Source organism: Mesotoga infera (assembly GCA_011045915.1).
Taxonomy (GTDB): Bacteria; Thermotogota; Thermotogae; order Petrotogales; family Kosmotogaceae; genus Mesotoga; species Mesotoga infera_D.
In genome coordinates, this window is the sequence record DSBT01000092.1 from 1 (window position 1) to 9,754 (window position 9,754).

A 9,754-nucleotide genomic window follows, 5' to 3' on the forward strand; every position below is an offset into this window, starting at 1 on the left:
ATGTTAGAGTACTTAAGACTTAGCGAACTCTTGTCAAGAATGCTTTTTACCAGAGAATTCTCTTTTTTGGCCGAGACAACTCCCATGAGTCTTGAGAACTCATCGATATATGATATTGTCAAATTCTTCTTCAGATTCAAACTTGTAAGTAGTCCCTTTTCTCTTCTATCATCCGGTACAAGGAAGACGCCTTCCTCTATCATTCTATGTACATTGGGCTGAACTTCTTTCCCTTTGACAATTACCCTGCCGATCTTTGTTTCTCTTAGACCGTATAAGTGCTCTATAAACTCGGTCCTTCCAGATCCGATGAGACCGTATAGTCCCAGAACTTCTCCTTTATTCAAGTGAATACTGATATCCTTAAGAAATCCCGAACCGCTAAGGTTTTCGACCTGCAGTATCATGTCTCCAGAGCGATTCGTCACTTCGGGAAAGAGGCTAGAAATATTCCTGTTCACCATAAGTCTTATCGCCTCTTCCTCAGAAAGGTCTTCTTTGTTCCTTGTGGTTACTCTCTCGCCGTTTCTGAATATCGAAATCCTGTCTGCGTTTTCGAAGACTTCTTCAAGTTTGTGAGTAATCAGAATGACGGAAACGCCTTCATCTTTTATCTGATGGATTGCGCTGAACAGCGACTTGACTTCCGCCTCGGTAAGACTGGAAGTAGGCTCGTCAAGAATCAGTATCTTGGGTTTGTATAGGAAGGCGCGTAGAATCTCTATAGCCTGTCTTTGCGCAGAACTGAGAAGCGCAACCGGGATGCCTAGAGGCACTCTTAGGTTGTAAAGCTCAGATAGGTCCTCTGCTTTTGAAAGAATTGCCTTTTCGTCTATCAAGAACCCTCCCTTGACAGGTTCCTCTCTCAAAAGGATGTTTTGAGCGCCAGTGAGATAAGGGATGAGATTCCGCTCCTGATAAACCATTCTTATCCCCAGTCTAAGGGCCTGGGAAGGGTGAGTAAGCCTCACTTCCGCACCGTTGAGAAAGACATTTCCCTCATCTGGTCTCACTATTCCTGTCAGAACATTGCAGAGAGTGCTCTTTCCTGCTCCGTTTTCACCACAGATAGCGTGAATCTCACCCTCGAGCAAATCGAAGTCTACGTTGTTTAGGGCTTTGACCCCCGGAAAGGATTTAGATATGGATACAGTCTTCAAAACAATATTCTTATCCGACATATCAGACCTTCTTTCACCAGGTAATTCAGAATCAATATCGGGAGAGAGAATCCTCTCCCGATATTGGCTTCTAAAACAGGCAGATTACTGAATCTTGTATGGACCACCAGCGTCTTGCCAGTTGAACCATGCATCGGGATCGTCTGGATCCATTCCGTAGTAACCAAATACAGCATGGATAGAGCTTCCTGGTTCGGGAACATTCGTCTCATCTGTTACGTATGGAGTTGCATAGATGACTCTTCCCGGAGGTACGAGAGAGTCTGGATGATCGGGTCCAATTCCCATTTCTACCTGATTGATGACTTCAAATACGGTGTGAACGTAGTATTCAAATGGCTGGCTTACTGTGGCAACAAATGGAGATCCACTTCTTATCATAGAGTAAACGGCCGAACCTCCATCAATACCGGTAACGAAAATATCGTCCTTGTCGAATCCCGCCTGTTCAATTGCACGTGCGGCGTACTGACCGGGAGTGTCCCAACCGGCAAATATCCAGTCGAGGTCATTTCCATACTTCGTCATCCAGTTGACTGCAACGTTGAAAGCGCTGTCTTCGTATCCAACGAGAGGTAGAAATTCTTCGGCAACAAGCTCAATGGCCGGCCAATCTCTTTCGAAGAGCGTTGCGGCGACATAGGCTCTTCGTCTCATAATATGCCACTTACCACTGAAAATCGCCACTTTCCCTCTCTCGTTTAGCCTCTGGATTCCCCAGTAGGTCATTAGAGCTCCGGCAACGGCGTTATTCTGTGTACAACTAACAATGACTCCAGGCTTAACTTCAGTGTCAACACAGTAGACACCAATACCCTCTTCGGTTGCTTTGAGAATGAGGTCTGCGATAGCTTCCATGTCCCAGTAGATGATTACGATGGCATCTACTTTCTTCTGGATCAAGGTCTCCATAGTTTCACGCTGCTGGGCAGGATCTCTTACGGTCATTGCATCGATAAACTCCCAATCCCTGTGAGCGCATTCGATCTTCACCTGCTGGAAATCTCTCTGACAGGATTCTGCCTCAAGTCCATGCCCACAGATTGCGACCGTCACGTCTTTCGCATATTCAGTTCCTGCGAACGTCATACTTGAAAGCGTTAGAACCATGATTACAAGAATCGAAATAATAAAACGCTTCTTCATTCCTTCACCCCTTTTCAAGATTTGTTTAGTTCTTCTGAAACTTCCCTCAGAAAGCGGTAAACAACTGTTGCTCCGGGATCCTGCTCGCCGACCGTGCGGCTGCCGAATGCTTTTGCTCTGCCCTTCTTTGCTTCCATGTCCTTAGTTCTTTCCAGTCCATCTTCTGCTGCCTCTGCGGCTTTCTCGAAGGCCTCGGAAATAGATTTGTCTTCAGAAGCGGCCCTTTCAAGAGCCTCCACAGCAGGCTCAAGAGCATCGAGCATCGTTTTTTCTCCCGTTTTTGCCTTTCCTCTCTTCATGATTCCTTCTAGTGCAGCCCTGAACATACCGGCGATTTCATCCAGAGTGAGAGACTCCTTTCCCAGAACCTTCTTGCCTCCCTCAATGAATGCGCTTGCCGTCAGAACTCCGAAAGTGGAAGGATTTGCCTGATTGAACTGAATTCCACACTTCTTTATCAGAGCTCCAGTATCCTCAGTCTGAAAAGTCTTCAGTGTTTCGATTATCGCCATACAGCCCTTTCTTATAGTGATGCCGAGATCTCCGTCGCCTATAGCCGCGTCAAGAGCTCTAAACTCATCGATATAGTTCTTTTCAAGTGAATTGCAGACGCCATAGAGAATCTCTGAGATCTTTGCTGCACTAATGGCTTCTTTCATTTGATCACCGCCCCTCAGAATTGCTGCAGAAGCATCGGCGAATGAACCGGCATATCTAGGAGCTCCTTGAATTCCCTGTCAAGTTTGAAGAGAGTTATCGAAAGACCTTTCATCTCCATTGAAGTTGCGTATTCTCCCACGAATGACTTGTAGATCTTGATTTTCTTCAGATCGAGTATCTCCTTGACCTTTCTGAAGGTTACATAGAGTTCCTGAGGAGCTGTCGCACCGAGTCCGTTGACAAGTACGGCAACCTCGTCTCCCGATTCGAATGGAAGATCGTCGATTACTCTCTCCGTCATGAAACTGGCAATCTCATCGGCACTCTTGAGTTTTTCGCGCTTTATACCGCGCTCACCATGAATGCCCATGCCGATTTCCATTTCATCATCGCCAATCTCGAAAGTAGGCAATCCGACTGCAGGAATCGTGCAGGGGGAAAGGGCGACTCCCATTGTTCTGATAAAATTCAGAGCTCTGTCGGTTGTTTCTTTTACTTCTTCAAGAGAGGCACCCGTGGCAGCTTTTGCGCCGGCAATCTTATATGCGAAGATCAGCCCTGCTATTCCTCTTCTTGAGCCGGCATCATCTGCCGGGGCCGATGCCACATCGTCACAACCGATGCAGGTTTCCACCCGGATTCCCTCTTCTTCTGCCATTTCTGCGGCCATGTCGAAGTTCATGATATCTCCGCCGTAGTTTCCATACAAATAGAGAACACCTTTCCCGCTGTCTATAGCCTTGGTAATTGCAAGCATTGTTTCGGCCGAAGGCGATGAGAATACGTCGCCGACTGCGGCGCCGTCGAGAAGGTTTTCGCCAATATATCCCAGGAAGAGAGGCAAATGACCTGAACCGCCACCGGTTGCGATGCCCACCTTGTTCTTCACAGGTGCTCTTGGAGTGATCAAGGCTTTGTCGTAGCCTTCAACTCTCTTGAAATCCTTAGGGAATGCCATAACAATTCCATCGAGCATTTCCGTGATCAAATTGTCAGTTGAATTGATTATCTTTTTCATGACTATTTGCCTCCGAGCCACTTCACCACATTTACCCAGAATTGACCGTAATCCTTCCATTCAACCATTCCGCGACCCCAGTGAGGAGCTGGATCGGTAGCAAAAGCAAGCGTTCTACCCTTTCCATACTGACCGGTGACGATTATTGGATCTCCGTTGTGTTCTGCCAGGACTTCTCCTTCGGGCTTTGCCTTCACTTCGTTGTATCCGGAGAAGAGAGGAGGCGCCGAATCGAAGTCTACTCCCTTGAAGATCGGATGGTCTTTCTTGAGAATTTTCGGAGTCATTCCTTCAGAAATTTCGACCCTGTCATCATACGGATAACAGGTGACGGGAAGTATCTCCTCAACAGGAGTCTTGTGCCACTTGGCTACTCCAAACATGCCTCCAAATGATAGCCAGCCGCCGACACCGCAGAAACCGCCGCCATCACGCGTCCATTTCTTCAGTGCACCAAGCCTGTCGACCCCCATAGGGCAGTTGTTAAATCTGTCTTCGTACATTATTACTGTGTCTGTTCCAACATCGCTGAAAAGTATTACGTCGTACTGTCCAAGCTCATCCGGTTTTGGGAAGTTTCTCTGGACTTCGCTTGTTGGAAGATAAGTCAAAGCGATTTCCGAATCCGATTCAAGGGCTTTTCTCAGATGAAAACTTTCATCGTGTACCACTCCATCTGTCCAGGAATTCATACCTTTTACGTACGTTGTGATCAGCATTACCTGATCTCCACAATAGAATACTTTAAGCACGAAAATACCTCCTTCTGATTTTGAATTAGGTCACCATTGGGCCTTTATGTGAAACATTCTTCTTTAATGCAAAATTGTGATCAAATTCCCAAAGAAAAAAGCATAAAGGTGCCCTATAACTCAAGGCACCCATAACCTCTAAGCTCTATGCTTTTCCATCGCACCAACCATGAGCGCGAAGGACTTTTATTAAATTTTAGTTCTCGTATTCCCGGCGGTTCTAGCGCAGCTAATTAGAACAGGTTTTGTTTTTGGAAACAGTGTAATGGTTTTCTTGTCAAAGTCTCTTCTTACTCATAATAGGTAATCAGGTAAACTGTCTTTGTTATCGGCTTCCACTCTTCTTCGTCTTCAAGATAAACAAAGTACTTTTCCTGAATACAGTTTCCTCTACCGTCGTAGAGGTATTCATAGCTGTAAGTGAGAGGGCTTCCACCGATATTTCTGTTATAGTTAGTCTCCTTTAGTTTCAGCCCTTGATCATTATATTCGGCCGAGTAGACTGGATCGCGCGACACCGAAAGACAGTCGACTTCGAGAACCATATTGCCATTTTCGTATTGAGCTTCATGCTTAGAGAGTAGCTTCCCATCTGTATCAGACAAGGTGAAGCTTACTAGATTCCCTTCATCATCGTAAAAAGCTTCGTAGACAGAAATGACCGTATCGCTTGCGTCGTAGTTGTACGCCTTCGTCAAATTGCTGTCTTCATCGTATTCATAAACGTATTTGTAAGAGAAGTCTCCGTACTTGCCATAGCCGATCTCCAGAAGCAAGTTCCCGAGGTCATCATATTGATACTCGTTTCTGAATTCAGTTTGAAGGCCTTCCTTTTCTTTGTACTCATACACTATATATTTGGTTTCCTCGGTCATGTAACCGAGTTCGTTATAGATGGCTAAGTATCTGGTGCTGTTTGATGAATCATACTGAACATCGTTTCCTTCGACGAAGTTTCCACTTTTGTCGTACTTTGCAGAGTATTTTGAGATTATCGAACCATCTGAGGAGTACTGAATTCCTTCTGTCTGTCTCCCGTTCTCGTCGTACTTGTATTCATAACTATGTTCTAATACTGAGTCGTTTACTATCCTCTTACCTTGCATAGTGAGCATATTACCTTCACTATCGTACTGATAGGAATAGTCAAACTCCAGAACACCGTCGCCGGAGAGTTTGCTCTCACGGATGGTGTTTCCTGATTCATCGTACTCAGCGGTCAGAGTGGCAAACTTTATCCATAACTCCCCGTCCTGCGTATTATAGTTTCTTATTTCAATCCTTTTCACTCCGGATGTTTTGATATTATCCAGATAAGAATCGACCCAGAAAGCTCCACAGAAGCTCCCTACAAACAAAAAGGCAAGTAGTGTGAAACGACTGAGTCTAAAAATACTTAATAACAATTCAATCACCTTCCATCGGCGGAGTTTCACTTAGCTTTTTCGAAGAAGCTCTTTTGAATATCTGATAGAATGACTGCAACTGCTCTGGCACCCGCATCATATGCTCCAATGCTCCTGTCGCCCAGATATCTTGCCCTTCCTTTAGTTGCAACAATCGTTTTCGTAGATTCAGCTCCTTCTTCTGCCCTGGTTACTGCCTTTTCAAAGGCCTCTTCTATCGATTCGTTCAGCTTCGCACTTTCCTTCAAGGAGTCTTTAAAGGGGATCAGCGAGTCCAAAAGAGTTTTGTCCCCTAATTCAGCTTTGCCGACCTTCTGTACTCCATCTACCATTGCCTGGAAAAGCTCGGCGATGTCGGCGATTTCGAGACTCTCCTTTCCCTTAGATACTCTGGAAGCGCTCAGAAAGGCATTGCCCCAGATTGGTCCGGAAGCTCCGCCGCATTTTTCCATTATTATCATGCTGCAGTCTCTCAAGAAGGTACCGACATTGCTCTTTTCGAGATCCTTCCATTTTGACTTAACTTCAGAGAAGCCTTTCGCCAAAGAAGTTCCGAAGTCACCGTCTCCGGCAACTGAATCGAGATCACAGAAGTACTGCTCGTTTTCCAGTATAGACTCGACAGCGATCCCAACTATTTCTATAAATTCATCCTTCGAGATTACAGTCATGTTCAAGCCTCCATTTCCTTCCAGGCAGCAGTTTCACAGGGCGCAGAGAGAAGTCTCTTCATCTGTTCGTCAAGCTTAAGAACTGAGATTGAAGCACCCTCCATATCTATGGACGTCATATAACTTCCAACCAGAGTCTTCGCCACGGTTATTCCCTTATCCTTAAGAATCGAGGCTACCTCGTTGTTAATTATGAAAAGCTCTTGAAGCGGAGTTCCACCGAATCCATTTATCAGTACGGCAACCTCTTCTTCCTTTGACACGGATATTTCGCCAAGTATTTTTTCAATGATTAGCTCGGCAGTTTCTTTAGCTGATAGCAATCGGTCTCTAAATATTCCTGCTTCTCCATGAATTCCAACACCAACCTCAATCTTGTCCTCTTCAAGGTCGAAAGTCGGTTTTCCTCTTGCGGGAACTGTGCAGGATGTGAGTGCTACTCCCATTGTTCTAACATTGTCAATAACCCTTTGAGCGATCTCTTTCACCTGCCTGAGAGAAGCTCCCCTTTCTGCAAGAGCGCCTGCAATCTTGTGAACAAAGATCGTTCCGGCTACGCCCCGTCTGTCTTCCTTCTTTTCGATAGAAATGTCATCATTTACACAAACGCTGTCGACTCTAATATCGTAATCTTCAGCCATTGCTGCAGCGCTTTCGAAGTTCATGACGTCTCCAGAATAGTTCTTTATAATCAGCAAGACCCCTTGTTCCGAATGGTTGTGTTTTATGGCGTTGAAGACCTGCATTACGGAAGGTGAAGCAAAGACATCACCACATACGGCCGCATCCAACATTCCTTTGCCGACGAACCCTGCATGAGCGGGTTCATGGCCGCTTCCTCCGCCGCTGATTAGAATCGCCTTGTTTTTGTTGGGATTCTTTCTGGAAATTACCATGAACTCCTCGTCTAGTAGAAGATTCTCCGGGAAGGCCTTCACCATTCCCTGACACATTTCGATTACAACGCTCTTGGGATCATTGATAAGCTTCTTCATCTCTCTACACCACCTTGGCTATTCTTATACCATATCTCTCACGAGTTCTTGTTCGGTTGGTTTACGTCTCTTGTCGGCATCTACTATAAGCGAGACATTTCCATCTTTCATAATAACTATCCTGTTGCTTAATCCTATGAGTTCGAGCAGATCGTCTGTAATCAGAATAATCGCCAGGTTCTTGTTTGCCGCTTCTCTTATAAAGGTGTATATCTCCTCTTTGGCTCCGATATCTATTCCTCTGGTGGGATTGTCGAGAATCAGAATGTCGAGATTCTTCATTATCCACTTGGTCAATACAATTTTTTGCTGATTACCTCCACTCAAAGAAAAGCACAGATCTTCGCTTGTCGCCTTTATTCGGAATTTTTCTATTCCCTCTTTGATCAGTCTGAGTTCCTTTTTGTTGTTCAAGAAGCCAAAGCGACTGCTGAACTCGTCGAATCTGGTAATAGTGAGATTGTCGGCCACAGTTGACAGTCCGATTATTCCGTTTTCCTTTCTCTCCGAAGGCACATACCCGACTCTAAGCTTGGTCATGTTTCTAATTGTTGATTTAGACACGGGATGTCCGTCAATGATTATCTCTCCCTCTGTTGGTTCGTCCACTCCAAAGAGCGTCTCCCCAAGGAATTTCTTTCCAGAGCCTATGAGGCCTCCTATTCCAAGTATCTCGCCTCGACGCACTTCCAGAGAAACGGAGCTGTAAAGGCCTTTCTTGGAAAGATTTCTTACTCTCAAAACAGGGTCTTCATCCCCGTTGAATTCCTTCTGATCTTCAACTCTGTATGTATCGGCGCTCAACTCTCTTCCGACCATGAGCGGGTGAATCTCTCTCTCTTCCGAGAGCTCGGGGTCCACTTCTCCTATAAGCTGGCCGTCTTTGAGAATCAGGATTCTGTTACAGGCGTTCATCAATTCTGAAAGACGGTGTGATACAAATACAAATGTTGCTTTGTTCGAAAAGGTTTTCACTCTCTCAAGGAGAAGCTCTCTCTCCTTTTCAGGGAGCGCCGCGGTGGGCTCATCGAGAAGTATTAGAGGCGTCTGAACTTTGTACATGTCTGCAATAACAAACGCTCTGATTATCTCAAGCATCTGACGCTCGTGAAAAGAGTATCGGGAGACTTCCTTTCTGGGGTCGATGTCGAGACCAAAACTCTCCAAATAACGTTTTGCTTCGGAGATCATCTGTCTCTTCTTGAGAGTACCGGCAACCTGGAATCGCTTTTCGTGCGATAGAAAGAGATTCTCGTAAACAGTCAGACTTTGAACAAGGTTCTGCTCCTGAAAGACCATCGAGACTCCGAGTGTATTGGCCTCCCGGAAGCTTTGAGGAGCATACTTCTTTCCTTCGAGGAACATCTCTCCCTTATCGGGTGGTTCAACGCCTGCTATAAGCTTTAGCAGAGTTGACTTTCCCGCTCCGTTTTCCCCCGCGAATCCTATAACATCGTTCTTGTTGATATTGAAAGTGACATCCTTCAATGCCTGCACACCTGGATAGTTTCTTTCAACTCCCTTGATCTCGAAGAGGATTCCGCTATTTTCTTTTACGTTTTCATCCATAAAGATAAACCTCTCATTCTCTGTCTCACTTTTTTAGACCAAAGATCACTTAACGGTGATCATCTGCGGCCTTCCGACATTTGACATGAGCGCGCCGGCAATTATTAGAGCGCCCATTGCAACGTTTCTGAATTCAGGAGTTACACTCATGAAATTCAGGCCGCTTATCAGAACGGTTACCAGCATAGCCCCAAAGACTGTGCCGATTGGTCCTCCGCGGCCTCCGCTAAGAGGAATGCCACCCATGACAACTATCGCTATTACTGGCAAGGTATAGGTATCCCCGCAGTATGGGACCGCGGCTTCAAGCATAGATGCGTTAAGCGCGCCGGCCAGCCCTACGAGCGAACCATGAA

At 45.7% G+C, this 9,754-nt stretch carries 10 protein-coding genes; all 10 read right to left on the bottom strand.

The features are described from left to right. A partial coding sequence (locus ENN47_03080) for a sugar ABC transporter ATP-binding protein (GenBank protein ID HDP77165.1) occupies positions 1–1,181 on the bottom strand: 1,181 nt, incomplete at its 3' end. Positions 1,182–1,265: 84 nt separating this feature from the next. Beyond that, positions 1,266–2,327, bottom strand: coding sequence for a hypothetical protein (locus ENN47_03085; protein HDP77166.1), 1,062 nt, complete (start codon positions 2,325–2,327; stop codon positions 1,266–1,268). A 14-nt stretch (positions 2,328–2,341) separates the two neighbouring features. Continuing rightward, entirely contained in the window at positions 2,342–2,986 is a 645-nt protein-coding gene (dhaL, locus tag ENN47_03090; GenBank protein ID HDP77167.1) for a dihydroxyacetone kinase subunit L, read from the bottom strand. A gap of 14 nt (positions 2,987–3,000) precedes the next feature. Then, positions 3,001–4,005 (bottom strand): dihydroxyacetone kinase subunit DhaK, encoded by a 1,005-nt coding sequence (gene dhaK, locus ENN47_03095; protein ID HDP77168.1) that lies wholly within the window; start codon positions 4,003–4,005, stop codon positions 3,001–3,003. Positions 4,006–4,007: 2 nt separating this feature from the next. Next, positions 4,008–4,757: a cytoplasmic protein gene (locus ENN47_03100; GenBank protein HDP77169.1), complete on the bottom strand. Its 750-nt coding sequence runs from the start codon at positions 4,755–4,757 to the stop codon at positions 4,008–4,010. Positions 4,758–5,047: 290 nt separating this feature from the next. Continuing rightward, positions 5,048–6,163 (bottom strand): hypothetical protein, encoded by a 1,116-nt coding sequence (locus ENN47_03105; protein ID HDP77170.1) that lies wholly within the window; start codon positions 6,161–6,163, stop codon positions 5,048–5,050. A 26-nt stretch (positions 6,164–6,189) separates the two neighbouring features. Further along, positions 6,190–6,834: a dihydroxyacetone kinase subunit L gene (gene dhaL, locus ENN47_03110; GenBank protein HDP77171.1), complete on the bottom strand. Its 645-nt coding sequence runs from the start codon at positions 6,832–6,834 to the stop codon at positions 6,190–6,192. A gap of 2 nt (positions 6,835–6,836) precedes the next feature. After that, the gene (gene dhaK / locus ENN47_03115; GenBank protein HDP77172.1) at positions 6,837–7,829 is read right to left on the bottom strand and encodes a dihydroxyacetone kinase subunit DhaK; all 993 of its coding nucleotides are present in this window, start codon (positions 7,827–7,829) and stop codon (positions 6,837–6,839) included. Positions 7,830–7,853: 24 nt separating this feature from the next. Further along, on the bottom strand, positions 7,854–9,398 hold the full coding sequence (locus ENN47_03120) for a sugar ABC transporter ATP-binding protein (protein HDP77173.1): 1,545 nt from the start codon (positions 9,396–9,398) through the stop codon (positions 7,854–7,856). Between the two features lie 45 nt (positions 9,399–9,443). After that, positions 9,444–9,754 (bottom strand): ABC transporter permease (locus ENN47_03125; GenBank protein HDP77174.1); only part of this gene is annotated, 311 nt, incomplete at its 5' end.